20 protein-coding genes are annotated in these 26,204 nt (G+C 73.1%); 8 read left to right on the top strand and 12 right to left on the bottom strand.

The window, feature by feature from the left end; all coding sequences use genetic code 11:
* Nucleotides 1-46: 46 nt before the first annotated feature.
* Complete coding sequence (locus ACZ6KY_RS19685; RefSeq protein WP_469311544.1) at nucleotides 47-1,426, bottom strand: PAS domain-containing protein; 1,380 nt, start codon at nucleotides 1,424-1,426, stop codon at nucleotides 47-49.
* Between the two features lie 786 nt (nucleotides 1,427-2,212).
* Between ACZ6KY_RS19685 and ACZ6KY_RS19680 the strand changes: the two genes are divergently transcribed.
* Nucleotides 2,213-3,280, top strand: a complete 1,068-nt coding sequence (locus tag ACZ6KY_RS19680) for an isopenicillin N synthase family dioxygenase (protein WP_469311543.1) — start codon at nucleotides 2,213-2,215, stop codon at nucleotides 3,278-3,280.
* Nucleotides 3,281-3,339: 59 nt separating this feature from the next.
* Here ACZ6KY_RS19680 and ACZ6KY_RS19675 read toward each other — a convergent pair whose 3' ends face one another.
* The gene (locus ACZ6KY_RS19675) at nucleotides 3,340-4,440 is read right to left on the bottom strand and encodes a citrate synthase 2 (RefSeq protein WP_469311542.1); all 1,101 of its coding nucleotides are present in this window, start codon (nucleotides 4,438-4,440) and stop codon (nucleotides 3,340-3,342) included.
* Nucleotides 4,441-4,903: 463 nt separating this feature from the next.
* Here ACZ6KY_RS19675 and pdxH point away from each other — a divergent pair, with 463 nt between their 5' ends.
* Entirely contained in the window at nucleotides 4,904-5,542 is a 639-nt protein-coding gene (gene pdxH, locus ACZ6KY_RS19670; protein WP_469311678.1) for a pyridoxamine 5'-phosphate oxidase, read from the top strand.
* A gap of 32 nt (nucleotides 5,543-5,574) precedes the next feature.
* Here pdxH and ACZ6KY_RS19665 read toward each other — a convergent pair whose 3' ends face one another.
* The 8 genes from ACZ6KY_RS19665 to ACZ6KY_RS19630 all read right to left on the bottom strand — a co-directional run bounded on the left by ACZ6KY_RS19665 (nucleotide 5,575) and on the right by ACZ6KY_RS19630 (nucleotide 15,806).
* The gene (locus ACZ6KY_RS19665) at nucleotides 5,575-6,192 is read right to left on the bottom strand and encodes a TetR/AcrR family transcriptional regulator (protein ID WP_328554896.1); all 618 of its coding nucleotides are present in this window, start codon (nucleotides 6,190-6,192) and stop codon (nucleotides 5,575-5,577) included.
* Nucleotides 6,180-6,914 carry an enoyl-CoA hydratase family protein gene (locus ACZ6KY_RS19660; protein ID WP_469311541.1) on the bottom strand — a complete coding sequence of 245 codons (735 nt, stop codon included), beginning with the start codon at nucleotides 6,912-6,914 and terminating at the stop codon, nucleotides 6,180-6,182. Before ACZ6KY_RS19660 ends, ACZ6KY_RS19665 begins: the two co-directional genes overlap by 13 nt.
* Nucleotides 6,911-8,476, bottom strand: a complete 1,566-nt coding sequence (locus tag ACZ6KY_RS19655; RefSeq protein WP_469311540.1) for a 4-coumarate--CoA ligase family protein — start codon at nucleotides 8,474-8,476, stop codon at nucleotides 6,911-6,913. Before ACZ6KY_RS19655 ends, ACZ6KY_RS19660 begins: the two co-directional genes overlap by 4 nt.
* A gap of 17 nt (nucleotides 8,477-8,493) precedes the next feature.
* Nucleotides 8,494-9,684, bottom strand: coding sequence for an acyl-CoA dehydrogenase family protein (locus ACZ6KY_RS19650; protein WP_469311539.1), 1,191 nt, complete (start codon nucleotides 9,682-9,684; stop codon nucleotides 8,494-8,496).
* 119 nt (nucleotides 9,685-9,803) lie between these two features.
* Complete coding sequence (locus ACZ6KY_RS19645) at nucleotides 9,804-11,693, bottom strand: acetyl/propionyl/methylcrotonyl-CoA carboxylase subunit alpha (RefSeq protein ID WP_469311538.1); 1,890 nt, start codon at nucleotides 11,691-11,693, stop codon at nucleotides 9,804-9,806.
* An 8-nt stretch (nucleotides 11,694-11,701) separates the two neighbouring features.
* Nucleotides 11,702-13,300 carry an acyl-CoA carboxylase subunit beta gene (locus ACZ6KY_RS19640; protein ID WP_328554891.1) on the bottom strand — a complete coding sequence of 533 codons (1,599 nt, stop codon included), beginning with the start codon at nucleotides 13,298-13,300 and terminating at the stop codon, nucleotides 11,702-11,704.
* Complete coding sequence (locus ACZ6KY_RS19635) at nucleotides 13,297-15,006, bottom strand: acyclic terpene utilization AtuA family protein (RefSeq protein ID WP_469311537.1); 1,710 nt, start codon at nucleotides 15,004-15,006, stop codon at nucleotides 13,297-13,299. The genes ACZ6KY_RS19640 and ACZ6KY_RS19635 overlap by 4 nt, the downstream gene beginning before the upstream one ends.
* On the bottom strand, nucleotides 15,003-15,806 hold the full coding sequence (locus tag ACZ6KY_RS19630) for a TIGR03084 family metal-binding protein (RefSeq protein WP_469311536.1): 804 nt from the start codon (nucleotides 15,804-15,806) through the stop codon (nucleotides 15,003-15,005). The genes ACZ6KY_RS19635 and ACZ6KY_RS19630 overlap by 4 nt, the downstream gene beginning before the upstream one ends.
* 245 nt (nucleotides 15,807-16,051) lie before the next feature.
* Here ACZ6KY_RS19630 and ACZ6KY_RS19625 point away from each other — a divergent pair, with 245 nt between their 5' ends.
* Nucleotides 16,052-17,035: an EamA family transporter gene (locus ACZ6KY_RS19625; RefSeq protein WP_469311677.1), complete on the top strand. Its 984-nt coding sequence runs from the start codon at nucleotides 16,052-16,054 to the stop codon at nucleotides 17,033-17,035.
* A gap of 51 nt (nucleotides 17,036-17,086) precedes the next feature.
* On the opposite strand, the gene ACZ6KY_RS19620 is transcribed toward ACZ6KY_RS19625, so the two are convergent.
* Together ACZ6KY_RS19620 and ACZ6KY_RS19615 are read right to left on the bottom strand one after the other, a co-directional pair.
* Complete coding sequence (locus ACZ6KY_RS19620; protein ID WP_469311535.1) at nucleotides 17,087-18,211, bottom strand: lipid II:glycine glycyltransferase FemX; 1,125 nt, start codon at nucleotides 18,209-18,211, stop codon at nucleotides 17,087-17,089.
* 47 nt (nucleotides 18,212-18,258) lie between these two features.
* Complete coding sequence (locus tag ACZ6KY_RS19615) at nucleotides 18,259-21,363, bottom strand: FAD-binding and (Fe-S)-binding domain-containing protein (protein WP_469311534.1); 3,105 nt, start codon at nucleotides 21,361-21,363, stop codon at nucleotides 18,259-18,261.
* Between the two features lie 241 nt (nucleotides 21,364-21,604).
* Between ACZ6KY_RS19615 and ACZ6KY_RS19610 the strand changes: the two genes are divergently transcribed.
* The 5 genes from ACZ6KY_RS19610 to ACZ6KY_RS19590 are packed head-to-tail and all read left to right on the top strand — an operon-like array spanning nucleotide 21,605 to nucleotide 26,108.
* Nucleotides 21,605-23,515: a sensor histidine kinase gene (locus ACZ6KY_RS19610; protein ID WP_469311533.1), complete on the top strand. Its 1,911-nt coding sequence runs from the start codon at nucleotides 21,605-21,607 to the stop codon at nucleotides 23,513-23,515.
* On the top strand, nucleotides 23,512-23,919 hold the full coding sequence (locus tag ACZ6KY_RS19605; RefSeq protein ID WP_328554884.1) for a roadblock/LC7 domain-containing protein: 408 nt from the start codon (nucleotides 23,512-23,514) through the stop codon (nucleotides 23,917-23,919). Before ACZ6KY_RS19610 ends, ACZ6KY_RS19605 begins: the two co-directional genes overlap by 4 nt.
* The gene (locus ACZ6KY_RS19600) at nucleotides 23,916-24,272 is read left to right on the top strand and encodes a DUF742 domain-containing protein (RefSeq protein WP_469311532.1); all 357 of its coding nucleotides are present in this window, start codon (nucleotides 23,916-23,918) and stop codon (nucleotides 24,270-24,272) included. The genes ACZ6KY_RS19605 and ACZ6KY_RS19600 overlap by 4 nt, the downstream gene beginning before the upstream one ends.
* Nucleotides 24,253-24,891, top strand: a complete 639-nt coding sequence (locus tag ACZ6KY_RS19595) for a GTP-binding protein (protein WP_469311531.1) — start codon at nucleotides 24,253-24,255, stop codon at nucleotides 24,889-24,891. The genes ACZ6KY_RS19600 and ACZ6KY_RS19595 overlap by 20 nt, the downstream gene beginning before the upstream one ends.
* Complete coding sequence (locus ACZ6KY_RS19590; RefSeq protein ID WP_469311530.1) at nucleotides 24,888-26,108, top strand: cytochrome P450; 1,221 nt, start codon at nucleotides 24,888-24,890, stop codon at nucleotides 26,106-26,108. The genes ACZ6KY_RS19595 and ACZ6KY_RS19590 overlap by 4 nt, the downstream gene beginning before the upstream one ends.
* Nucleotides 26,109-26,204 lie beyond the last annotated feature (96 nt).

The following is a 26,204-nucleotide window of genomic DNA, read 5'->3' as shown; positions in this document are numbered from 1 at the left end:
GCCCCGGGAACTTCGGAGGCGTCCTCAGGACTTCCCCGTCAGCTCGTCACTTCCCCGTCAGTTCCTCCAGGTCCAGGGCCGTGGCGATCCGTACGGCCACGTCCTCGGCGTACATCGCGTCCATGCGCTCGAACCGGTTGCGGCCCGCGGTGCGCAGGAACGTCACGACTCCCAGCGTCCGCCCGCGGCTGCGCAGCACCGCGCACAGGGCGTGCACGGAGTCCCGCGGCCACTGCCGGGCGAGCGCCCACTCGCGCGCCTGCTCGGCGTCGGCGGCGGCCGCGTCGGCCCGTACCGAACCGGCGCGTTCCACGCACTGGAGCGCGGGGTGCCCCTCCCCGTAGCGCAGGGGCAGCCCGGCCTTCCCGGTGATCAGGCTCGGTCCGGGCGACCCGGCGGGCGTGGCGACCGTCCGGACGAGCCGCACGGGCCTCTCCCCGTCGGCGAGCCGTCCCCCGGCCACCCGGTCGACCAGGGCGTGGTCGGCGAAGCCCGCGAGGGCGAAGTCGAGGTGGACGGTGGCCGCCTCGCCCGGGTCCTCGCACTCGGCGGCGGCCCGCGCGGCGCGATGCAGCTGGTTGGCGCGGAAGCGCAGCAGCGCCGCCTCCTGCTCGGTCTGCTTGGCCTCGGTCACGTCCTGGAAGAGCCAGCCGACACCGAGCGGTACGGGTTCCTCCGCGAGCGGCGAGGCGAGCCGCAGGAAGCCGCTGAGCCAGCAGCGCCGCTTCTCGCCCTCCGGCGTGCGCACGCTCACCCACATCTCCGCGGGGGCGGGCGGCGCGCCTTCGGACAGGACGTGGGTGAGGGCGCTCTCCAGTTCCTCGACGCCCTGGGACAGCAGCTCTCCCAGGGGGCGGCCGAGAACCGAGGTGCGGCCTGTCCCGAGGGCCTGTGCGGCGTGCGCGTTGACCACGGCGGGCCGCAGGTCGGCGTCGACGAGCACCACGCCCCAGCCGGCGTCCTGGAAGAGCGCCTCGCTCAGGGCGATGGACCGCTCCAGGTCGATCTGTGTGTGCACCTCGCTGAAGGCGCAGTACACCCCGGCGGGCTTGCCGTCCGGGCCGCGGACGGCGGCGGACTGGGTACGGACGAGCACCCGGCCACCGTCCTTGGTGAGGAGCGCGAACTCGTGCACCTGGCGGCCGGGGGCCTCCATGGCGGACATCAGCCGGGCCTCGACCTCCTCGGCGTCCGCGGTCCGCACGGCCCAGCCGGCGAATCCGCGCCGCCCCACGGCCTCGGCGGCCGTCCAACCGAGAATGCGCTCGGCCTCACGGTTCCAGTGGGTGAGGACCCCGTCGGCGTCGAAGGCGCACAGAGCCGCGTCCATGCCGTCCAGCAGGGCGGCAAGCAGATCCGAGCCGTCCCGCTCGGGCTCGTCCGGCCCGAGCTCGTCGGTGGTCCCACTACGCCGGGAAGCACTCACCTGGACCCCCTGCAGGCTGCGTCCGCGTGTACGGCGCGACAGTTCACTCACTCGTCACCATTCAACTCGAACGTGACCCAGCCCACACCTCGTTCCCCGAAGATGGGAAGAAATCGCTGTACGCCGGATTTCCGCCCCGCCCGCCCCAGGACCCCCGTAGCGCACATCGCGGCGCAGGGCTTCTCCGTAAATGGCGCTCCACGAATCGCTCTCCATAAATCGCTTGAGGCTCCCGGGATGTCTTCCTAGAGTTCTTCCCACGTAGGAGAGGAGGTGGTTCGGCTCATGACGGAAACCCGGACATACGAGGTGGCTGCGGGCTAGCGGCCCGTTGTCGGACTCGGTTCGGCGCCGGACCAGCATGCGCGATGTGCATGCAGCCGGCCCAATCCAACGCAGTCACCCGACCCGCGAGCTCGCCGGTGCGTCCGGCCGGCCCCGCCGCCGCCAGGCGGAGGGCCCCGAGCTCGCGGGTCGTCCGCGTTCCGCCAGGCGAGCGTCCGGCCCGGCGGGAATCCGGCCCGGCGGGAATCCGGCCAGGCCGCGGGAGTCGAGCCGAAGTGACGCGGGTCACAGGCGGATCGCGGGGACGGCAGTACGCTGTGGCCATGCTTCCGATGCTCGTCCGACGCCGCCACGTGGATTTCGTGCGCGTCACGAGCATGGGCTGTCGGCGCTCAGCCTGACCCAGCCCCCTCGCACCGTTTTTCTTCACCTGGCACCCGTGGCCCCCGCCCCACCCCTGGCGGCCCGCCCGGGCACCCGTACACCCCGCGGACGCATCTCATGACGACGAACACGTCTTCCACGCCTGCCCCGACCGGGCGGAGCACCCCCTCGTACGCCTCCTCGTACCAGCAGCTCCCGATCATCGATCTCTCCGCGGCCGACCGCGGTCCCCAGGCACGGGCGCTGCTGCACGCGCAGTTGCACAGCGCCGCCCACGACGTGGGGTTCTTCCAGCTCATCGGGCACGGGGTGAGCGAGGCCGAGACCGGCGCGCTGCTGCGGGCCACGCACCGGTTCTTCACGCTCCCCGAGGCCGACCGGCTGGCCCTCGACAACATCGGCTCGCCGCACTTCCGCGGGTACACACGGACGGGTGACGAGCGGACCGGCGGCAGCCGGGACTGGCGGGACCAGCTCGACATAGGCGCCGAGCGGCCGGCGCGGACACCCGGTCCCGGTGAGCCCGCGTACTGGTGGCTCCAGGGGCCGAACCAGTGGCCGGCGGCGCTGCCGGAGCTGCGGACGGCGGCGCTGGCCTGGATCGAGCGGCTGAGCGCGGTCGCCGAGCGGCTGCTGCGTGAGCTGCTGACCGCCGTCGGGGGCCCCGCCGACTTCTACGACCCGGTCTTCGGCGAGCGGGCGCATCCGCATCTGAAGCTGGTCCGGTATCCGGGGAACGCGGGCGACGGCGCCGACCAGGGCGTGGGCGCGCACAAGGACTACGGGTTCCTGACGCTGCTGCTCCAGGATCAGGTCGGCGGCCTTCAGGTGCAACGCGAGGACGGCCTCTTCCACGACGTGCCGCCGCTGCCGGGCGCCTTCGTGGTCAACCTGGGCGAGCTCCTGGAGGTCGCCACCAACGGGTATCTCGTGGCGACCAACCACCGGGTGGTGAGCCCGGCCGGGGCCACCGAGCGGTTCTCGGTGCCGTTCTTCTACAACCCGCGCCTCGACGCGCGGATCGAGCCGCTGCCCTTCCCGCACGCCTCGGCCGCGCCCGGGGCCACCGACGATCCGTCGAATCCGCTCTTCGCCGAGTACGGCTTCAACGAGCTGAAGGGCAAGCTGCGGGCGCACCCGCTCGTCGCCGCCCGCCACCACGCGGAGCTGCTCGCTCCCGCGTGATGACCGGCGGCGGACGCGGGGCCGGCGCGCGGAGTCAGCGCGCTGGGCCGGGGCGCGGGTCAGTGCGCGATGTCCCCGTATCCCTCGATCTCCTGCGGGCCCCGCGTGCCGGGGCCCACGTAGTGCGCGGACGGGCGCACCAGGCGGCCGGTGCGCTTCTGCTCCAGGATGTGCGCCGACCAGCCCGCGGTACGGGCGCACGTGAACATGGAGGTGAACATGTGCGCCGGGACCTCGGCGAAGTCGAGGACGATGGCCGCCCAGAACTCGACGTTCGTCGCGAGGACGCGGTCCGGGCGGCGGGCGTGGAGCTCGGCGAGGGCGGCCTTCTCCAGGGCCTCGGCGATCTCGTAGCGGGGGGCGCCGAGCTCGCGCGCGGTGCGGCGCAGCACCCGCGCGCGCGGGTCCTCGGCGCGGTACACGCGGTGACCGAAGCCCATCAGGCGCTCGCCCCTGTCGAGGGCGTGCCGGACGTAGGCGTCGGCGTCCCCGGTGCGCTCGATCTCCTCGATCATGCCGAGGACGCGGGAGGGGGCGCCGCCGTGCAGCGGACCCGACATGGCTCCCACGGCGCCGGAGAGCGCGGCGGCGACGTCAGCGCCCGTCGAGGCGATCACGCGCGCGGTGAAGGTGGAGGCGTTCATGCCGTGCTCGGCGGCCGAGGTCCAGTAGGCGTCGACGGCGGCGACATGCTTGGGGTCGGGCTCGCCGCGCCAGCGGATCATGAACCGTTCGACGACGGAGTGGGCCTTGTCGATCTCGTTCTGCGGGACCATCGGCATGCCCTGGCCGCGGGCGGACTGGGCGACGTACGACAGGGCCATGACGGCGGCGCGGGCGAGGTCCTCGCGGGCCTGCTTCTCGTCGATGTCGAGGAGGGGTTTGAGGCCCCAGACGGGGGCGAGCATGGCGAGCGCGGACTGCACGTCGACACGGATGTCGCCGGAGTGGACGGGGATCGGGAACGGCTCGGCGGGCGGCAGACCGGGGTTGAAGGCGCCGTCGACGAGGAGTCCCCAGACGTTGCCGAAGGAGACATGGCCGACGAGGTCCTCGATGTCGACGCCCCGGTACCGGAGAGCGCCGCCCTCCTTATCCGGTTCGGCGATCTCCGTCTCGAACGCGACGACTCCTTCGAGTCCGGGTACGAAGTCGGACATCAGGCGGCTCCTCGTGATGTGTGCGACGGATGGTGTTGTCGGGGTGGGGGTGACCCCGTGTTCCTGGAGGGGTGACCCCCTGCCCTTGCGGGGGTGACGGTCGACGGTCGGGCGCTTCGCCGGCCGGTCCCGCGGTCGTTCTACGAAGACTCCCGAATGCTCCTCGGACTGTCTCCGCCGACTCGCGGTCCGAAAGCGGTCACCCCGGTGATGCCCCGTACGGCTGGTCCTCCAACCGGAACGGCACCAGCACGATATCTCTGAGTGCCACCTTTGGGGAGAGTACGCGGCACTGAGTGCCACTGCGTGATGAAGCACACCCGCCCGGGAGCGGGCCCGGATACGGCAGGATGACCGCGTGAACGATCGTTTCCCGGACGAATCCACGAGCGAGCCCCTCATCCAGGCCGCGGCCGAGGCCGCCGAGGCCGCGGACGAGGAGATCGCCGCCGACCCGGCCGCCATGCGGGCGCACTACCGCGCCGAGGGCCTCGACGAGGGTGATCTCGCCGCGCACCCCATGGAGCAGTTCTCCCGCTGGTTCAAGCAGGCGGCGCAGGCCGCGGTGCGCGGTTTCGTGCACGAACCGAACGCGATGGTCGTCTCCACGGCGGACGCCGAGGGCCGGCCCAGCTCGCGCACGGTGCTGCTCAAGCAGTACGACGAGCAGGGCTTCGTCTTCTACACCAACTACGACTCGCGCAAGGCCGGCGAGCTGGCCCGCAACCCGTACATCTCGCTGCTCTTCCCGTGGCACCCGATGGCCCGGCAGGTCATCGTCACCGGGACGGCGCGGCGCACCGGCCGGGACGAGACCGCCGCGTACTTCCGCACCCGCCCGCACGGCTCCCAGCTCGGTGCCTGGGCGAGCACGCAGTCCACGGTCATCTCCTCGCGCACCGAACTGGACGTCTCGTACGCGGAGTTGAGCGCTCGCTACCCGGAGGGGGAGCGGGTTCCGGTGCCGCCGCACTGGGGCGGTTTCCGGATCGCCCCGCAGACGGTCGAGTTCTGGCAGGGCCGCGAGAACCGCCTCCACGACCGGCTCCGCTACACGGCCGAGCCCGACGGAAGCTGGCGGGTCGAACGTCTGAGCCCCTGACCGGCGGGCGAGGGCGGAGCCTGTGCTGCCGTTCAGCCCAGGGTCTCCTCCACGATCGCCCCCCACTGCGCCACGACCCGCTCGCGGCGTGCCGCGTCGTCGGTGAGCAGGTTCGCGAGGCCGAGGCCGCGGGCCATGTCGAGCAGGCCCTGCACCGTCTCGCGCACCCCGGGCCGGGATTCGTCCGCGCCCAGCAGGTCCACCGCGATGCGGTGGCTCTCGCGGCCGACGCGGGCTTCGAGCTCGGTCACCCGGGACCTGAGCTGGTCCTCGTTGGAGGCCGCGACCCACAGGTGGAGGGCGGCACGGAACAGCGGCCCGGTGTAGAGGCCGACGAGGGCGGCGACCACCACACGCCGGTCGGCGGGGCCGTCGGGGAAGAGGGCGCGCAGGGCGGTGGAGCGTTCCTCGGCGACGTACTCGACCGCCGCCGTGAACAGGTCCTCGCGGGTGGGGAAGTGGTGCTGGGCGGCGCCCCGGGACACCCCGGCGCGCTCGGCGACGACGGAGACGGTGGAGCCCGCCCAGCCGTGTTCGGCGAGGCAGGCCACGGCGGCGGCCAGGAGCCGCTGCCGGGTGGCCCGGCTGCGGTCCTGTTTGGGGACGTGCGGAGGACGTGCCGCGTGTTCCGTCGCGCTCACACCACCCATGCGGGATCCCGTCGTTCGAGGAAGGCCGTCATCCCCTCGCGGGCCTGCGCGGAGGAGAACAGCCGGGCCGAGAGCGCGGTCAGGTCCGCCGCGTCCCGGTCGAAGGCCTCCAGCACCTTAGCCGTGAGCAGCGCCTTCGTCTCGGCGAGACCTTCCGGGGCCGCCCGGCGCAGCCCGTCGAGAACGGGCGCGAGGACGGCGTCCACGTCGTCGCCGGCCGCCGTCAGGAGCCCGGTGCGGACCGCCTCGGCGGCGTCGAAGCGCTCGCCGGTGAGGTAGTAGCGGGCGAGGGCGCGCGGGTCGGCGCGGGGCAGCAGCGGGAGCGAGATCACGGCGGGGGCGACCCCGATGCGTACCTCGGTGAAGGCGAAGCTCGCCTCCGGGCCGGCCACCGCGATGTCACAGGCCCCGAGCAGGCCGAGGCCGCCCGCCCGGACGTGTCCGCTCACCCGGGCCACGACGGGTTTGCGCAGCCCGACGATCCCCCGCAGCAGGCCGACGAAGGCGTCCGGGGGCGGGGGGTCGCGCAGGTCGGCGCCCGCGCAGAAGGTGTTCCCGGTGTGGGTCAGGACGACCGCGCGGATGTCGCCGTCCTTGCCGCAGCCGGTGAGCGCGTCGGCCAGCTCGCCGACGAAAACGGCCGACAGGGCGTTGCGGGTGCCCGGCGAGTCCAGGGTGAGGGTGGTGACGCCGCGCTCGTGCGCCGCGTGGACGACGGTCATGACAGCCCTCGCAGTTCGCGGCGCAGGATCTTCCCGGAGACCGCCCTCGGGATCGCGTCGATGAAGGTGACGAGACGGACCCGCTTGTACGGGGCGACGCGCTCGGCGACGTACATCATCACCTCTCCCTCGGAGAGGCCGGCGGCGGAGGGCTGGCGCACCACGAAGGCGTGCGGGACCTCGTTGTTGTCCTCGTTGTAGGAGCCGATGACGGCGGCGTCGGCGACGCCGGGGTGGGTGAGCAGCAGCGCCTCCAGTTCGGCGGGGGCGACCTGGAAGCCCTTGTACTTGATGAGCTCCTTGACGCGGTCCACGACGAACAGCCAGCCTTCCGCGTCCACATGACCGACGTCCCCGGTGTGCAGCCAGCCGTCCGGGTCGATCATCGCGGCGGTCGCGTCGGGGCGGCCCAGGTAGCCCTTCATGACCTGGGGGCCCCGGACGACGATCTCGCCGGCCTCTCCGACTCCGAGGTCCTTGTCCGGGTCGTCGAGGGAGACGATGCGCATCTCGGTGCCCGCGACGAGCTTGCCGACCGTTCCCGGGGGCGGGTTCACGGCGTCCAGCGGGACGACGTGCGTGCCGGGCGACAGCTCCGTCATGCCGTACGCCTGGCCCACCGGCGGCAGCCCCAGCCGGGCCGAACAGGCCGCCGCCAGCGCGGCGTCCAGGGGCGCGGCCGAGCAGACGATGTACTCCAGGGACGACAGGTCGTACTCCGCGACCGCCGGGTGCTTGGCGAGCGCCAGGACGATCGGCGGCGCCACGTACAGGCCGGTGATGCGGTGCTCCTGGATGGCGCCCAGGAACGTGTCGAGGTCGAAGCGGGGCAGCACGACGACGGTGGCGCCCTGCCGCAGGGGCGCGTTCATCAGGGCGGTCAGCCCGTAGATGTGGAAGAACGGCAGCACGGCGAGGATGCGGTCGCCCGGGTTCATCGGCATGGCCGGCGAGAGCTGGGCGAGGTTGGTGGCTATGGAGCGGTGGGTGAGCATCACGCCCTTGGGGACGCCCGTGGTGCCCGAGGAGTACGGGAGCGCCGCCACATCGTGAACGGGGTCGATGTCGACCTGCGGTTCGGGCGCGGTGCTGCCGAGCAGCTCGGCCAGCGACCGGTGCCCCGGCGCCGGGTCGCACACGAAGATCTCCCGCACGCCGCCCGCGAGTTCGGCGGCCTGCCGGGCCGCCTCCAGCAGGGGCGAGACCGTCACGATCCAGCGGGCCGAACTGTCCTTCAGCTGTTTGGCGAACTCCTCCGGCGTGGCGAGCGGGTGCACGGTCGTGACCGACGCCCCCGCGCGCGTGGCCCCGTAGAACACCGTCGGGAACGCGATGGTGTTGGGGCTGTGCAGGGCGAGCACGTCGCCCTTGCGCAGCCCCGCGTCGGCGAACGCGGCGGCCAGCCGCCGGTGGTACTGGTCGAGTTGGCCGTAGGTGAGCGTGGTGCCGTCGACGCCGTCGACGAGCGCGGGTGTCTCGCCGCGCTCGGCGGCGCGGCCCAGGACGGCGTCGTGGATCGGTTCCTCGACGGCCGGTACATCTGCGTACTCGCTGCGGAACACGGTTTCTCCTAGAGCGCTCAGTACGACTTGGGCAGGCCCAGGGTCTGGTGGGAGACGTAGTTGAGAATCATCTCCCTGCTGACCGGTGCGATACGAGACACACGCGCCGCCGTAATCAGGGAGGCGAGGCCGAACTCCCGCGTGAGGCCGTTGCCCCCGAGGGTGTGGACCGCCTGGTCGACGGCCCGTACGCAGGCCTCTCCTGCCGCGTACTTGGCCATGTTGGCCGCCTCCCCCGCCGCGATGTCGTCCCCCGAGTCGTACAGGAACGCGGCCTTCTGCATCATCAGACGGGCGAGTTCGAGCTCGATGTGGGCCTGCGCGAGCGGGTGGGCGATGGCCTGGTGGGCGCCGATCGGGGCCTTCCAGACGGTGCGCTCACGCGCGTACTCGACGGCCCTGGCGAGCGCGAAACGACCCATGCCGATGGCGAACGCGGCCGTCATGACCCGCTCCGGGTTGAGCCCGGCGAACAGTTGCAGCAGTCCCGCGTCCTCTCCCCCACTGCCGAAAGCGTGGGAGGGGCCCCCACCGACCAGCGCGTCGGCCGGCAGCCGCACCTCGTCCAGGGTGAGCTCGAACTGCTTCTCGGCACTGGCCAGTTCCATGTCGATCTGACGCCGCCCGAAACCCTCGGTGTCGCGCGGGACGATGAACAGGCAGGGCTTGAGGCTGCCGGTGCGGGCGTCCTCCGTGCGGCCCACGATGAGCGTCGCGTCGGCGATGTCGACGCCGGAGATGAACACCTTGCGGCCGGTCAGGACCCAGTCGGTGCCGTCGCGGCGGGCCGTGGTGGTGATCCGGTGCGAGTTGGAGCCGGCGTCGGGCTCGGTGATGCCGAACGCCATGGTGCGGGTGCCGTCCGACAGACCCGGCAGCCACCGCCGCTTCTGCTCCTCGGTGCCGAAGCGGGCGATGACCGTGCCGCAGATGGCGGGCGAGACGACGAGCATCAGCAGCGGGCAGCCCGCCGCGCCCAACTCCTCCAGCACGATGGACAGTTCCGCGATGCCGCCGCCTCCGCCGCCGTACTCCTCCGGGAGGTTCACCCCGAGGTAGCCGAGCTTGCCCGCCTCGGACCACAGCTCGTCTGGGTGGCCGCCCTCGGCGACGGTCTTGGTCATGTACTCGCGGCCGTAACGCTTGCCGAGAGCGGCGACCGCGGAGCGGAGCGCCTTGTGTTCGTCGGTCTCTGTGACAGGGCTCATGACGGCTCCTCGGTACGGAGGTTCGGTACGGAAACTGCGGCTGTACGTAGCTGTTCGCGCCCGCGCGACGGACCTCCGCGCGGTGGTGCGGCCCGGCGCCCCCACGACGGGGCGCGCTCTCACCGGGCGTCGTCGCCCGGCACCTCCCCCGACGTATCGCCCGGCGTCTCCTCCCGCACGACGGCCAGCAGCGCGCCCACCTCCACCTGCTGTCCGACGACGGCGTGCAGGGCGGTGAGCGTCCCCGCCGTCGGCGCGGAGATCCTGTGCTCCATCTTCATCGCCTCCAGCCACAGCAGGGGGTCTCCGGCCCGTACGACGGCCCCCTCGGCCAGGCCCTCGGCGACCCGGACCACGGTGCCGGGCATCGGCGCGAGCAGCGAACCCGGAGCCCGGTCCGCGGCCGGATCGGGGAAGCGGGGGAGCTCGGTGAGCGCGGTGGCGTTCACGAAGACCTGGCCGTCGGCGTACCGCGTGACCTCGAACGTCCGCCGCACACCGGCCACTTCGAGGACGACACGGCCCGCGTCGGCGCGCACCACACGCACCCCGTCGGCGGTGAGCCCCTCGCGCGTGTGCCGGTAGGCGGCCTCGTGCTCGGCGCCGTGCATCCGGTAGCGCCTGGTCTGCGGCTGCGACGCCAGGTTCCGCCAGCCGCCGAACCGCGACCGGCCGTGCGCGTCGGCCAGGGCGGCGGCCAGTGGGGCGTACGGGTCCGGGGCGGGCGCGGTCAGCGCGGCGAGGTGACGGTCGTAGAAGCCCGTGTCCATGCGGGCCCCGGTGAACTCCTCGTGGCGCAGGGACCGTACGAGCAGATCCCGGTTGGTGACCGGGCCGTGGATCGTGGCCCGCTCCAGGGCGCCGGCCAGTTTCCGCAGGGCCTCCGCGCGGGTGCCGGCGTGCGCGACGACCTTCGCGAGCATCGGGTCGTAGTGGACGGAGACGGAGTCGCCGTCGGTGAACCCGGTGTCCAGCCGGACGCCGTCCGGGACGGCGAGCCGGTGCAGGGTGCCCGTCTGCGGCGCCCACGCGCCCGCCGGGTCCTCCGCGTACAGCCGGGCCTCCACCGCGTGGCCGCGTGCGGGCGGGGGCTCGCTCTCCAGCCGCCCGCCCTCCGCGACCCGCAGTTGCAGCGCTACCAGATCGATCCCGAACACCGCTTCCGTCACAGGGTGTTCGACCTGGAGGCGGGTGTTCATCTCCAGGAAGTGCGCGGTGCCGTCGGCGACCAGGAACTCGACCGTTCCGGCGCCGACATAGTCCACGGCGCGGGCGGCACGCACCGACAACTCGTAGAGCCTGTGCGTGAGTTCGTCCCCGAGCCCGGGAGCGGGCGCCTCCTCGATCACCTTCTGGTGGCGGCGCTGGAGGGAGCAGTCACGGGTGCCCAGCGGCCAGACCGTGCCGTGCGCGTCGGCCAGGATCTGCACCTCGACGTGCCGGCCGCCCTCCACGTACGGCTCGACGAACACCTCCCCGTCCCCGAAGGCACTCAGCGCCTCCGCGCGGGCCGCCTCCAACTCGGCCTCCAGATCGTCCAGTTCACGGACGATCCGCATCCCGCGCCCGCCGCCGCCCGCGGCGGCCTTGACCAGCACCGGCAGGTCCTGGGCGGTGACCCGCTCCAGGGGCGCGAGCCCCATCAGCTTCTTCGCCCGGGTCTTGGAGGCCATCGCCTCGATCGCCTCCGGCGACGGACCGACCCACACAAGACCCGCGTCGATCACCGCCCGCGCGAACCCGGCGTTCTCCGACAGGAACCCGTACCCCGGGTGCACGGCGTCCGCGCCCGCGTCGAGCGCGGCCCGCACGATCAGATCGCCCCGCAGATACGTCTCGGCGGGCGTCGCGCCCGGCAGCCGCACCGCCGCGTCCGCCACCCGCGCGTGCAGGGCGTTCTCGTCGGCGTCCGAATGGACGGCGACGGTGCGCACCCCCGCCTCGCGGCAGGTACGGAAGACCCGGCAGGCGATCTCGCCCCGGTTGGCGACCAGCAGACTCGAAATCACGGGAACCCTCACATCCGGAAGACGCCGAAGCCACCGCGCGCGCCCTCGAAGGGCGCCGTGTGGATCGCGGACAGGCACAGGCCGAGGACGGTGCGGGTGTCGCGCGGGTCGATGACCCCGTCGTCGTACAGCCGCCCGGACAGGAACATGGGCAGCGACTCGGACTCGATCTGCTGCTCCACCATGGCGCGCAGCGCCGCGTCGGCCTCGTCGTCGTACGGGTGGCCCTTCGCGGCGGCCGACTGCCGGGCGACGATCGACAGGACGCCCGCGAGCTGCTGCGGGCCCATCACGGCCGACTTGGCGCTGGGCCACGCGAACAGGAACCTCGGGTCGTAGGCGCGCCCGCACATCCCGTAGTGGCCGGCTCCGTAGGAGGCGCCCATCAGCACCGACAGATGCGGGACCCGCGAGTTGCTCACCGCGTTGATCATCATCGCGCCGTGCTTGATGATGCCGCCCTGCTCGTACTCCTTGCCGACCATGTAGCCGGTGGTGTTGTGCAGGAAGAGCAGCGGGATGTCGCGCTGGTTGGCGAGCTGGATGAACTGGGCGGCCTTCTGGGACTCGGCGCTGAACAGCACGCCCTGCGCGTTGGCGAGGATGCCGACCGGATAGCCGTGCAGACTCGCCCAGCCGGTGGTCAGGCTCGTCCCGTACAGCGGCTTGAACTCGTCGAAGTCCGAGCCGTCGACGATCCGGGCGATCACCTCGCGCGGGTCGAAGGGGTGCTTCAGATCGCCGGGGACGATTCCCAGCAGTTCGTCCTCGTCGTACTTGGGGGGCTCGGCCGGAGCCGGATCGCCGTACGCCTTGCGGTGGTTGAGCCGCGCGACGACCCGGCGGGCCTGGCGCAGCGCGTCCCGCTCGTCGACGGCGAAGTAGTCCGCGAGGCCCGACACGCGCGCGTGCATCTCCGCGCCGCCCAGCGACTCGTCGTCGCTCTCCTCACCCGTGGCCATCTTCACCAGCGGCGGCCCGCCGAGGAAGACCTTCGCCTTCTCCTTGACCATGATCACGTGGTCGGACATGCCGGGGACGTAGGCGCCGCCGGCCGTCGAGTTCCCGAAGACCACGGCCACCGTGGGGATGCCGGCCGCCGACAGCCGGGTGAGGTCGCGGAAGATCGCGCCCCCGGGGATGAAGATCTCCTTCTGGGACGGCAGGTCCGCGCCGCCCGACTCGACCAGGCTGATGCAGGGCAGCCGGTTCGCGAGCGCGATATCGTTCGCCCGCAGCGCCTTCTTCAGGCTCCAGGGGTTGCTCGCGCCGCCGCGCACGGTCGGGTCGTTCGCCGTGATCAGGCACTCGACCCCCTCGACCACGCCGATGCCGGTGACGAGCGAGGCGCCCACCGCGTAGTCGCTGCCCCAGGCGGCGAGCGGCGACAGCTCCAGGAAGGGCGTGTCCGGGTCGAGCAGCAGCTCGATCCGCTCACGCGCCAGGAGCTTGCCGCGCTTGCGGTGCCGGGCGACGTACTTCTCGCCGCCGCCCGCCAGTGCCTTGGCGTGCTCGGTCTCCAGGTCCGCGAGCTTGCCGAGCATCGTCTCGCGATGGGCCGCGTACTCGGGGGACTTGATGTCGAGCGCGGAGGAAAACACGGTCACAACAGGGCCTCCGGGATATCCAGGTGACGGGAGCGGAGCCATTCGCCGAGGGCCTTGGCCTGGGGGTCGAAACGGGCCTGGGAGGCGACGCCCTCGCCGAGGATGCCCTCGACCACGAAGTTGAGGGCGCGCAGGTTGGGCAGGACGTGCCGGACGACCGTCAGATCGCGGCTCTCCGGAATCAGACTCCGGAACGTGTCCGTCGTCAGGTGGTGGGCCAGCCACCGCCAGGCGTCGTCCGTACGCGCCCAGACACCGACGTTCGCGTTCCCGCCCTTGTCCCCGCTGCGCGCCCCGGCGACCAGCCCGAGCGGCGCCCGCCGGGTCGGCCCCGCGGGCAACGGTTCGGGCAGGGGCGGTTCTTCGAGGGTTTCCAGTACGAGCGTGTCCTGGGCCGGGGGTACTGCGATCCGGCGCCCGTCATGGAGGACCGCCATGTGGTCCACGGCGCCATGGGGGACGTACACATCCTCGAAGACCCCATAGGGCGCGCCCGGCCCAGGTGGCGCCATCACATGGAATCCGGGGTAGCTCGCCAGCGCCAGTTCCACCGCGGCTCCGCTCAGCGCCCGGCCGACCGCGCTCTGGTCCCGGTCGCGGACGACGAGGCGGAGCAGGGCGCTCGCGGTCTCCTCGGTGGGCGCGTCGGGGTGATCCGTGCGGGCAAGGTCCCAGCGGACGTCCGCCGGGCGGGACTTGGCGGTGTCGAAGGCGGCCTCCAGCTGGGCCCGTACGAGCTCCGCCTTGCGTTCGATGTCGAGGCCGGTCAGCACGAAGACGACCTCGTTGCGGAAGCCGCCGAGCTTGTTGAGGCCGACCTTGAGGGCGGGCGGCGGGGCCTCGCCGCGCACGCCGTCGATCCGTACCCGGTCGGGGCCCTCCTGGGTGAGCAGGGCCGTGTCGAGGCGGGCGGTGACGTCGGGTCCCGCGTACCGGGCGCCCTGCGTCTCGTAGAGGAGCTGCGCGGTGACCGTGCCGACGTCGACGAGGCCGCCGGTGCCGTCGTGCTTGGTGATGACGCTCGACCCGTCCTCGTGGAGTTCGGCGAGCGGGAAGCCGGGGTGGCGCAGCCGCGCGGGGTCGTGGTCGGCGAAGAAGGCGTAGTTGCCGCCGGTGGCCTGCGTGCCGCACTCCAGGACGTGTCCGGCGACGACGGCGCCCGCGAGCCGGTCGTGGTCACCGGGCCCCCAGCCGAAGTGGGCCACGGCGGGGCCGGTGACCAGCGCCGCGTCGGTGACACGCCCGGTGACGACGATGTCCGCGCCCTCGCGCAGACAGGCGGCGATGCCGGCTCCGCCCAGGTAGGCGTGGGCGGCGAGGCTGCCGGGGTACCGGTGCGTGAGGTCGTCGCCCTCGACGTGGGCCACGCGGACCGGGATGCCGAGACGCCCGGCCAGCTCGCGCACGGCGTCGGCGAGTCCGGCCGGGTTCAGGCCGCCCGCGTTGGTGACCAGGCGGACGCCGCGCTCGTGGGCGAGGCCGAGGCACTCCTCCAACTGGCGCAGAAAGGTCTTGGCGTAGCCGCGTCCGGGGTCCTTCAGCCGGTCGCGGCCGAGGATGAGCATCGTCAGTTCGGCGAGGTAGTCGCCGGTGAGGACGTCGAGCGGGCCGCCGGTGAGCATCTCGCGCATCGCGTCGAAGCGGTCGCCGTAGAAGCCGGAGGCGTTACCGATGCGCAGCGGGCGCTTCTCGGCTCCCGGGGTCACCGGCCGGTCTCCTTGGGGTCCCGCCCGGCGCCGGGCGGGCCGGCGAAGGACTGGGCGATGTCCAGCCAGCGGTCGGCGTCGGGGCCCTCCGCCCGTACGGCCAGGTCGGCGCGGTGGGCCCGCTGGGTCACCAGCAGGCAGAAGTCGAGGGCGGGGCCGGTGACGCGCTGCGGGGCGTCGGCCGGACCGTGGGCCCACACCTCGCCGGAGGGACTGTCCAGCTCCACGCGGAACTCCTCGGCGGGCGCGGTGAGGCCGTGCACGGCGAAGGCGAAGTCACGGGCCCGCACCCCGATGCGGACCACATGCCTCAGCCGGTCGGTGGGTTCGCGCACCACACCCAGCGCGTCGGCCACATCCTGTCCATGGGCCCAGGTCTCCATCAGACGGCCGGTGGCCATGGAGGCGACCGACATGGGCGGGCCGTACCAGGGGAACCTGGTTCCGGCGGGTGCCGCGCGCAGGGCCGTCTCCAGGGCGGTCCGCCCTTCGCGCCAGCCGGCGAGCAGCAGGGCGGGCGGCTGGGCGGCGCCCGTCTCCGCGCCCTCGTCCACGAAGCCGTCGGGTGAGGCGAGCGCCTTCTCGATCTCCTTCGCGAAGGCCCCGGCGTCGGTGACGGCCAGCAGGGCCGACCGGTCGGTCCAGGCGAGATGCGCGATCTGGTGGGCGACGGTCCAGCCCGCGGCGGGCGTACCGAGCGCCCACTGCTCCTCGCTCAACTCCCCCACCAGCCGGTCGAGTTCCTCACTCTCCCGGTGCAGGTCGTCGATCACGGCGATCACGGACGACGCGTCGGACACGATGCGCTCCCCTCGGGACACGACGGTGTGTGGCACGGAGCATGACAGCGCCCGAAGAAACAATCAAGCATGCTTGCATTAATTCAGACCGTCTCCGGGTCCGGGGTTCGGCGCAGGGCGTCCGGGCGCTCCGTCCGTTTCTCTGGGACAGTTGCATAACAAGTTCACACGCCTGACTGGGTCCATTACTCTGGACCGGCAGGTGCAGCATGATGAACGAACGCCTCGATCCCCTGGAAGGCCCCGTGAAGACCCCCAGCGCCGCCCCGTCCTCCCCGGCCTCGGCCGCCCCCGCCCTGGCACCCGTGCCCGCGGCCGGCGCGCCCGCGCCCACGGCGGGCGGTCCCGGCCGACGTGGTGCCCTCGGGCCGGTCGGCCTGGTGCTCGCCGGAGGCGTCTCGGTGCAGTTCGGCGGGGCTCTCGCGGTGAGCCTGATGCCCCGGGTGGGCGCCCTCGGCGTGGTGACGCTGCGACTGCTGGTCGCCGCGGTCGTGCTGCTGCTGGTCTGCCGTCCGAAGGTCCGCGGGCACTCGCGCGCCGACTGGAGCACGGTGGTCGTCTTCGGCTTCACGATGGCCGCGATGAACGGCCTCTTCTACCAGTCGGTCGCCCGCATCCCGCTCGGCACGGCCGTCACGCTCGAAGTGCTCGGCCCGCTCGCGCTCTCCGTCCTCACCTCCCGCCGCGCCGTGAACCTGCTGTGGGCGGGCCTCGCCCTCGTCGGCGTCTTCCTGCTCGGTGGCGGCGGGGGCTTCAGCAGCCTCGACCCCGCGGGTGTCGCCTTCGCCCTGGGCGCGGGCGCCATGTGGGCGGCGTACATCATCTTCAGCGCGCGGACGGGCCGGCGCTTCCCCCAGGCCGACGGTCTCGCCCTGGCCATGGTGGTCGCGGCGGTGGCGTTCCTCCCCCTCGGGATCGTCGAGTCGGGTTCGAGGCTCCTGGTCCCGACGACGGTCGCCCTGGGTGCCGCGGTGGCCATGCTCTCCTCGGTCCTCCCGTACACCCTGGAACTTCTCGCCCTGCGCCGCCTGCCCGCCGCCACCTTCGCCATCATGATGAGCCTGGAACCGGCCGTGGCCGCCGTCGCCGGCTTCCTCGTCCTGGACCAGGCCCTCTCCCTCACCGAGTCCCTCGCCATCGCCCTGGTCATCGCGGCGAGCATGGGGGCGGTGCGCACCCAGGTGGGCCGCGGGAAGGCCACGGGGCTCGACGCGAACCTGGACGGCTAACGGCCCTCGCGCCGACGCCCGTCCCCGGCCTCCCGGCCGCCTGCGAGCGGATCAGCGGCGGGCCATGTACAGGCCGAGTGCCTTGTGCAGCACCCGGTTGATCGGGAAGTCCCACTCTCCGAGGTACTCCGCGGCCTCGCCGCCCGCGCCCGCCTTGAAGCGCAGGAGGCCGACGAGGTGGTCGGTCTCGTCGAGGGTGTCGGTGATCCCGCGGAAGTCGTAGACGGCGGCGCCCAGGGCGTGGGCGTCGGTCATCATGCGCCACTGGACGGCGTTGTTGGGCTGGACCTCGCGCTTGCGGCCGGTGGAGGCGCCGTAGGAGTACCAGACGTGGCTGCCGACGGTGATCATGGTGGCCGCGGCGAGGACGTCGCCGTCGTGGCGGGCGAGATAGAGCCGCATGCGGTCGGGGTCCTCGGCGGTCAGCGCGGTCCACATCCGCTGGAAGTAGGGCAGCGGGCGCGGGATGAAACGGTCGCGCTGCGCCGTCTCCGCGTAGAGCTCGTAGAAGGCGGGCAGGTCGTCGTAGCCGCCCCGGACCACCTCGACGCCGGCCTTGTCGGCCTTCTTGATGTTGCGCCGCCACTGCTGGTTGAGACCCTTGTGAATCTCCTCCAGGGACCGTCCGGCGAACGGGACCTGGAAGACGTAGCGCGGCTGTCCGGCGGCGAAGCCGTCCTCGCCGCCCGGCTCGGTCCGCTGCCAGCCCATGCCCCGCAGCCGCTCGGCGATCTCGGCGGCACCCGGCTCGTACGAGGTCGCCGTCACCTCGCCCAGCCGCCGCGCCGCCGGATCGGCGATGGCCGTCTTGACCGTGTCCGCGCTCCAGCGGCGCGCGACCACGGGCGGGCCCATCTTCACGGTGAACGCGCCGTGTGACTTGAGATGCGCCAGCATCGGCCGGAGCCAGCGTTCGGCGAGGTCCGGGTCGTGCCAGTCGATGACGGGACCCTCGGGCAGATACGCGAGGTACCGCTTGACCTTCGGCAGCGGGCGCAGCAGCACGAGACCGGCACCCCGGAGGCGGCCGTCCTCGTCGAACCAGCCGAGGCTCTCCGCACGCCAGTCCGGCTTCACGTCCCCCCACGACGGCACCTGCATATGGCTGGCCGAGGGCCGCGAGCGGACGAACGCGAGGTGTTCGTCACGGGTGATCGCCTGCAGGCGGAGGGCCATGCGCGTTGCTCCTCGAAGTCCTCGGACCGGTGGAATCGCCAGCGTACTCACGCGGGTCCCGCCGACCCGCCGCCCTGCGGACCGTTCTCCAGCGCCTCGGCCAGTACCTCCGCCAGGTGGCGGCCCCGCCGGTCGCTCAGGTGGGCCAGCTGGGTGCGGCAGGAGAAGCCGTCGGCGAGGACCACCGCGGTGTCGTCGGCCTCCCGTACCGCCGGGAGCAGCTGTTCCTCCGCGCAGGCCCGCGACACCTCCTCGTGACCCTTCTCGAAGCCGAAGTTGCCCGCCAGGCCGCAGCAGCCGCCCGCGAGGGTGCCGGTCAGACCCGCCGCCTCGCGCAGCCGGCGTTCGGCCCCGTCGCCGAGGACCGCGTGCTGGTGGCAGTGCGTCTGGCCGATGGCCGGCCGGTCCAGCCGGGGCGGCGTCCAGCCCGGCGCGTACCGCTCCAGGGCCTCCGCGAAGGTCGTCACCGCCGCCGCCAGCCGTGCCGCGCGCGGGTCGCCCGGCAGCAGCTCGGGCAGGTCCGTGCGGAGCGCGGCGGCGCAGCTCGGCTCCAGGACGACGACCGGGAGGTCGTCCATGGCGAGGTAGGGCTCCATGAGGTCGAGGGTGCGGCGGAGCACCGTGCGGGCGCGGTCGAGCTGGCCGGTCGAGACGTACGTCAGTCCGCAGCAGACACGGTGGCGGCGGCGCGGCAGCAGCGTGCCGAGGAGGAGGGGGCCGCGGGTGACGCCGTCGCCGATGGGCCCGTGCCGCATCACCGTCCTCGGGGGCAGCAGGACGGCCAGTCCCGCGGTCTCCAGGACCCGTACGGCCGCGCGTCCGGCGGAGGGTTCCAGGTGTTCGGTGAAGGTGTCCGGCCACAGGAGGACCGTCGTCCCGCCGAAGCCCGGGAACAGTCCGCTCGCGAACCGCCTGCCCCCGCTCGCTCCCTCGTCCGTTCCCCCGCCCGGACCGCCCGGACCGCCCGGACCGCCCGGACCGCCCCGGCGCCGCTCGCGCACGTACGCCCGCACCCGGTCCCGGAACCGGGTCGACCACCACTGGCTGAACGTCTCCGGGGCCAGCCGCGGGATCTCCCGTTCCGGCGCGATACCCGCCAGGCGCTTGGCGAGGGCGGCCAACGGACGCACGGATGCGAGGGAGTTGACGAGGCGCGCCGAGCGGGTACGGGTCACCGCCGCGAGCCAGAAGGGCAGCCGCCCCAGGGCGTAGTGCGCGGCGGGGCGGCGGCGGCCCGCGTAGTGGTGGTGGAGGAACTCCGCCTTGTACGTGGCCATGTCGACGCCGACCGGGCAGTCGGACCGGCATCCCTTGCACGACAGGCACAGGTCCAGCGCGTCGCGGACCTCCGTGGAGCGCCATCCGCCGGTGACGATCTCGCCGGCGAGCATCTCGTGCAGCAGCCGGGCCCGCCCGCGCGTGGAGTGCTCCTCCTCGCCGGTCGCGCGGAAGGAGGGGCACATGACGTCGTCGCCGCCCGGCACCGAGGCCGTACGGCACTTGGCGACGCCCACGCAGCGGCGCACCGCCGCCGAGAAGTCGCCGCCGTCCGCCGGGTAGCCGAACTCCACGTCCACCGGGCGGTCCGGCAGGACCGCGAACCGCAGGTTCTCGTCCAGCCGGTGCGGGCGGACGAGCATGCCGGGGTTGAGCAGGCCGTCCGGGTCCCAGAGGTCCTTGGCCCTCTCGAAGAGGCGGACCATCTCGGTGCCGTACATCGCGGGCAGCAGTTCCGCGCGCGCCTGCCCGTCGCCGTGCTCGCCTGACAGGGAGCCGCCGTACGAGACGACGAGGTGAGCGGCCTCCTCGGAGAAGCGCCGGAAGCGGGCGACGCCCGCCGTGGAGATCAGGTCGAAGTCGATGCGGACGTGGATGCAGCCGTCGCCGAAGTGCCCGTACGGCGTTCCGCGCAGGCCGTGGGCCGCGAGCAGGGCCCGGAAGTCCCGCAGATACGCGCCCAGCCGGGCGGGCGGCACGGCGCAGTCCTCCCAGCCGGGCCAGGCCTCGCCGCCGAGCCCGCGGCCCGGGCCGGAGCCGCCCCCGGCGTACGGCATCCGGGTCGCCGTGCCGCTCGCGTCCTCCCGCAGCCGCCACAGCGCCCGCTGCCCCGCCGGATCGGTGACCACCAGGGCGTCCTGTACGTCCGCCGCCCGCACGATCGTGTCCGCGTGCGCGCGTGCCTCCGCCGGCGATCCGCCGCCCGTCTCCACGAACAGCCAGGCCCCGCCGCGCGGCAGCCCCGCGTTCGCCGGTACGAGATCGGCGGCCATCCCCTCCACGGTCAGCGGCCCCAGCGGCAGCAGACCGGCGGCGGCGTCCGCGGCGGCGCTCTCGTCGGGGTAGGCGAGGACGGCCAGCGCCCGCGCGCGGGGTGCCTCGACCAGGCGCAGGACCGCCTCGGTGAGGATGCCCCAGGTGCCCTCGGAGCCGCAGAAGGCGCGGGCCACGTCCGCGCCCCGCTCGGGCAGCAGCGCGTCGAGGGCGTACCCGGAGATCCGCCGCGGGAGGTCCGGGAAGCCGGTCCGCAGCAGCGCCAACTCGCTCTCGACCAGGGCCCGCAGGCCGTCCGGGGCGCCCTGCCAGTCCCGGCCGAGGCGGCGCGGGTCGCCGCCCGCGCCGACGGCCGACAGTCCCAGGACGTTGTCCGCCGTGGTGCCCCAGGCGACCGAGTGGGAGCCGCAGGAGTTGTTGCCGATCATTCCGCCGAGGGTGCAGCGGCTGTGGGTGGAGGGGTCGGGGCCGAAGCGCAGGCCGTGCGGGGCGGCGGCCTCCTGGAGGCGGTCGAGGACGGCACCTGGCTGGACGACGGCCGTACGGGCGTCGGGGTCGAGCGCGACGATCCGGTTCAGGTGGCGGGTGAAGTCCAGGACGACACCGGTGCCGGTGGCCTGTCCCGCGATCGAGGTGCCGCCGCCGCGCGCCACGACCGGCACCGCGTGGGCGCGGCACACGGCGAGGACCGCGGCCACGTCGTCGGCGTCACGCGGGGCCACCACACCGAGCGGTACGCGCCGGTAGTTGGAGGCGTCCATGGTGGTCAGCGCCCGTGCCGTCGCGTCGAAGGAGACCTCGCCGCGCACCGCTCTCGCCAGCTCGTACCGCAGTTCCGCGCCTTCCGGCTGTTCCTCCGGCCGTCCACCCAGATCCGTCATGCCTCCAGGATGCCGCCGGGCACCGGCACCGGCACCGGCACCGGCCACCCGGACGCGCACCCGAAAGGCCCCGATATGCCGAGGCGATCATGCAACCGCTTCCCGAAGCTGCCCAATCGGATCACGAACTCTCATATAGTGACCGCGAGTTGAGCATCAGGTGTCGCTTCTCGCCCAGGACCGACCGAGGACACGACCGAGGACACGTTCTCCCCCCAGGAACACGACCGAGGACCGATTGATGACCCCGCCCCTGCCCTCCGGCGAACGACCCACCCCGCGCGCCACAGCAAAAGCCGCGCTGACCGCCGCCGTACCGGCCGCGGTCGCGGTGGTGGCCGCCGTCCTGCTGGCCCCCGAGCCGGCCCGCGTACCCCTCGCCTGGGGAACCGGCGCCGCCGCGGTGCTGCTGTGCACGGCCGTCACGGTGGCCGCCCGCGCCGTACAGACCAAGCGACTGATACTCCGTCGCCTCGACAACGTGACCAAGGACGCCGGCCGGCTCCTTCAGGAACGCGCCCGGCTGACCGAGGAGTTCAGCCAGGAACGGGCCCGGCTGGCCGACGAGGCCGCCCGTGACCGCGCCCGCGCCGCCGAGGCCGCGGCCCAGGAGCGGATCCGCCTGACCGAGGCCGCCGCCCGCGAACGCGCCCGCCTCACCGAGGAGTTCGCCGAGGAGCGGGAACTGCTCATCGGTGAACGCGCCCGGCTCACCGAGCTCAACACCGAACTCGCCGAGCGCGCCCGGCACGCCGACAGCAACCGGACCGCCGCGGTCTCGGCGACCGCCAACGCGGCCGCCCGCATGCAGGCGCTGTCCACCGGCATGCTCGCCGACCTGCGGGCCATGGAGGAGAGACACTCCGACGAGGACGTCCTCGCCGACCTCCTGCACCTCGACCACCGCACCGCGCAGGCGGGCCGCCTCGCCGACTCCGTCGCCGTCCTGACGAGTGCGCGCTCGGGACGCCGCTGGGCCCGCCCGATCGTCATGGAGTCGATCCTGCGCGGCGCCATGGGCCGCATCGGCGGCTACCAGCGCGTGCGCGTCCACTCCGCCAGCGAGGCCGCCGTCGCCGGACACGCCGCCGAGGGCGTCATGCACGCGCTCGCCGAACTCCTCGACAACGCCGCCAAGTTCTCGCCGCCCACCGCCGAAGTGCATGTGTACGTCGAGGAGGTCCCGGCGGGTGTCATCGTCTCCGTCGAGGACAGCGGACTGGTGATGGGCGACGTCCAGCTGCGGCGCGCCGAACGCGCCGTCACCGGGGGCATCGTGAACGCGTCCGATCTCGGCGGACTCACCGGCACCCGCCTCGGCCTCGCGGTGGTCGGCCGGCTGGCCGGCAAGTACGGCCTGAAGGTGTCCTTCCGGCCCTCCGCCCGCGGCGGCACCGGCGTTCTCGTCCTCATCCCGCAGGACCTCCTCACGCCGGCGAACGCCCCGCACATCACGACCCCGCTGTCGGCCGGACCGGAGTTCGTCGCGTCGGCCCCGACAGCCGCCGACGGCCGCGCCTCCGCGCCACGGTCCCGAACCGGCCAGGACGCGCCGGAGCCCCAGCGGTCACACGGCTCGCAGGGCTCGCAGGAGTCCCGGTCGCCCCGGGAATCCTCCGCGTCCCCCGTGTCGTACGCCGCCGCCCGCGCGGCCGACGACCTCGACCCGGACCCCGTCCCGGCCCATGACTCACCCCGGCACGAGCAGGGTCCCGCGGCCACCGGCGGCCTTCCCAAGCGCCGTCGCGGACGCACCCTCGCGCACGCCGAGCGCAGCCGCTCGCACACCACGGCCCCGGCCGCCCCGGAACCCCGTAAGGGCGACGACCCCAAGGCCCGGTCGGCCGCCCGCTTCGGCACCTTCCGCCAGGCGGTACGCGGCACGGCGCCGGGCGCCCCCGACCCCGTAGCGGCCGGAGATCCCCCGCAGGCCGAGGACCGCGCACGGCCCGAGGACCACGTACCGGCCGAGGACCGTCCGCGAGCCGAGGAGCTCCTACGGGCCGAGGACCGTGTCCCGGACGGGCATCCCGTACGCGACACGGACGACGTCCGCGAAGAGGCCGCCGTCGTACAGGGCGCCCCCGCCGCTTCCCCCCGTTCCACCACCCCCACCGCACACTCGCTCCCGGAAGGCGACACCACCCCATGACCGGCACCATCACCGCCGACGAGAAGCTCACCTGGCTCATCGAGGGCCTCCTTGAGCGCACCCCGGGCGCCCGGCACGCGCTCGTGCTCTCCCGCGACGGCCTGAAGCTGTGCCGCACTCCGGAGCTGTCCGTCGACCAGGCCGACCAGCTCGCCGCCATCGCCGCCGGCATCCAGTCGCTGTCCCACGGGGCGTCCGTGGAGTTCGGCGACGGCAGCGGCGGTGTGCGCTCGGCGATGGCCGAGTTCTACGGCGGGGTGCTGTTCATCGTGGAGGCCGGTGACGGCGCGCATCTCGCCGTCGTCACCGCCGAGGACGCCGACGCCGGGCTGGTCGGGCACAACATGAGCGAACTCGTGGAACAACTCGGCGAATATCTGAGCACGCCGCCCCGGTCGTCATGAGCCGTCCTGGCAGGGACGACGCGCCCGACCGGCTGTACACCCTCACCCAGGGGCGCTCCCGGTCCGGGCCCGACACCCCCTTCGACCTGGTGACGCTGGTGGTCGCCGAGTGCGATCCGGTGGCGGGCATGCAGTCCGAGCACGCCGCGATCCTGCGGATGTGCGATCGGCCGACGGCGGTCGTGGAGATCGCGGCGGAGCTGAGGCTGCCGGTGTCGATCACCCGCGTCCTGCTCTCCGACCTGCTCTCCACGGGCCATGTCAGCGCCCGTCACCCGCACACCACTGTTCCTTCCGGTCTTCCCGATCCCGACATCCTGGAGCAGGTGCTCGTTGGACTCCGTAACCTCTGACGCTCGTGCGCCCCTGTCCGCGTCGGCCGACAACGGCCTCAAGATCGTGATCGTGGGTGGCTTCGGTGTCGGCAAGACGACCCTGGTCCGCTCGGTCAGCGAGATACGTCCCCTCAACACCGAGGAGACGATGACGCAGGCCGGCGAGGCCGTCGACGACATCAGCGAGGTGCGCGGCAAGTCCGCGACCACCGTCGCCTTCGACTTCGGACGCATCACGCTGGACACGCACAACATCCTCTACCTGTTCGGCGCGCCCGGACAGGAGCGGTTCTGGTTCCTGTGGGACCGGCTGTTCTCCGGAACGCTCGGGGCGATCGTCCTGGTCGACACCCGTCGTATCGACGACTCCTGGTACGCCATCGACCGGCTGGAGCACCACGGCACGCCCTTCATCGTGGCCTGCAACGACTTCGGCGGGCCCACGCACACCCCCGCGCAGATCCGCGAGGCCCTCGACCTCGACCCGCACGTGCCGCTGCTCGACTGCGACGCCCGGTCCCGGGAGTCCAGCAAGCGGGTGCTGATCACGCTGATCGAGCACCTCCAGTCCCTCCACGCCCGTCACGGCGCCGCAGCCGCGGAAGGCGCCCTTCAATCACCGGAGTTGGCGCTGTGACCCCCACCACCGCATCCGCGCCCGTCCCCCTCGGCGGGCCACGGTTCCAGACCGAACCCGCCGAGCTGTACCGGGAGATGCGGCGCGACCACGGTTCCGTCGTGCCGGTCGTCCTCGACGGCGACATCCCGGCCTGGCTGGTCCTCGGCTACCGCGAACTGCACCAAGTCACCGGCGATCCGCAGCTGTTCAGCCGGGACTCGGAACTGTGGAGCCAGTGGGACCGCATCCCGGACGACTGGCCGCTGCTGCCGATGATCGGCCGCAGGCAGCCCTCCATCCTGTACACCGTCGGCGAGCGCCACCGCGAGCGCGCCGCGATGATCAGCGACGCCCTCGAAGCCGTGGACGCCTTCGAACTGCGCTCCCAGGCCGAGAAGTTCGCCGACGAACTGATCGACACGGTCTGCCCCAAGGGCGAGACGGACCTCGTCGGCGACTACGCGGCCCTGCTGCCCGTACGGGTCCTCGCGACGCTCTACGGCTTCGCGGACGAGCAGGGTCCGGGCCTGGTGACCGCCCTGAACGACATGATCAACGGGCGTGAGGGCGCGCTGGCCGGACAGCAGCATCTCGCCTCCTCCATGGCCCGGTTGATCGCCGACCGCAAGGAGCGACCGGCCAACGACGTGGTCTCCCGGATGCTCGCGAACACCGCGGGCTTCACCGACGAGGAGATCGTCCAGGACCTGATGGTCATGATGGCCGCCGGCCACCAGCCGACCGCCGACTGGATCGGCAACTCGTTGCGCCTGATGCTCACCGACGAGCGGTTCGCCGCCTCGCTGTTCGGCGGCCGGCACAGTGTCGCCGAGGCCATGAACGAGGTGCTGTGGGAGGACACCCCCACCCAGAACGTGGCCGGGCGCTGGGCCTCCCGCGACACCCAGCTCGGCGGCCGCCGGGTCCGCTCCGGCGACCTGCTGCTGCTCGGCCTCCAGGGCGCCAACTCCGACCCCCAGGTCCGCACCGACAGTTCCGCGCTCACCGGGGGCAACAGCGCCCACTTCTCCTTCGGTCACGGGGAGCACCGCTGCCCGTTCCCGGCGCAGGAGGTCGCGGAGGTCATCGCGCGGACCGGGATCGAGGTCGTGCTCGACCGGCTGCCGGACATCGACCTGGCCGTACCCGCCGAGTCACTGACCCGGCGCCCCTCCCCGTGGCTGCGGGGCCTGAGCGAACTGCCCGTACGGTTCACGCCCGTACCCGTCCTCTGAGACGCCTTCGCACCCGGCCGACACGCTGTTCGGCCGGGTCCTGGGGCCCCTCCCCGCCCCGGGAAGCCGCCAGTACCCCCACCCCAGCCCTTGGAG

The organism is Streptomyces sp. NPDC042002 (assembly GCF_055588305.1).
The sequence above is the reverse complement of the archived record's forward strand: the minus strand, read 5'-3'. Positions and strand labels throughout refer to the sequence as shown.